Here is a 459-nt window from a genome sequence, read left to right on the forward strand (position 1 = left end):
AGCGCGGGCGCCATGCCGGGGATCTGCGCCAGCGGCACGCCGCGGGCGTTGCGGCTCGGGGCGGAGGCGATCAGCCCGGCGCTGTAGGGATGCAGCGGCGCCTCGATGACGTCGGCCACCGGCCCGGCCTCGACGATGCGGCCGGCATACATCACGCAGAGCCTGTCGCCGAGCCCGGCCACCACCGCGAGGTCGTGGGTGATCCAGATCAGGGCGGTGCCCATCTCGGCGCAGAGCGCCTGCGCCTCGGCCAGGATCTGCGCCTGGATCGTCACGTCGAGGGCCGTCGTCGGCTCGTCGGCGATGAGCAGGGCCGGCGCGTGCAGCAGCGCGATGGCGATGGCGATGCGCTGGCGCATCCCGCCCGAGAGCTGGTGCGGATAGGCGCGCAGGCGCGCGTCGGGTGCCGGGATCCCGACCTTGACCAGGGCCTCGCGCGCCCGCGCCCGGGCGCGCGAG

Annotated in this window: 1 protein-coding gene; it reads right to left on the reverse strand. The window is 75.6% G+C overall.

Annotated elements, in window-relative coordinates:
• On the reverse strand, nt 1–459 hold a 459-nt coding region (locus tag FV223_RS29835), incomplete at both ends, for an oligopeptide/dipeptide ABC transporter ATP-binding protein (RefSeq protein WP_147730147.1).

Source organism: Methylobacterium sp. WL116 (genome assembly GCF_008039455.1).
Taxonomy (GTDB): Bacteria; Pseudomonadota; Alphaproteobacteria; order Rhizobiales; family Beijerinckiaceae; genus Methylobacterium.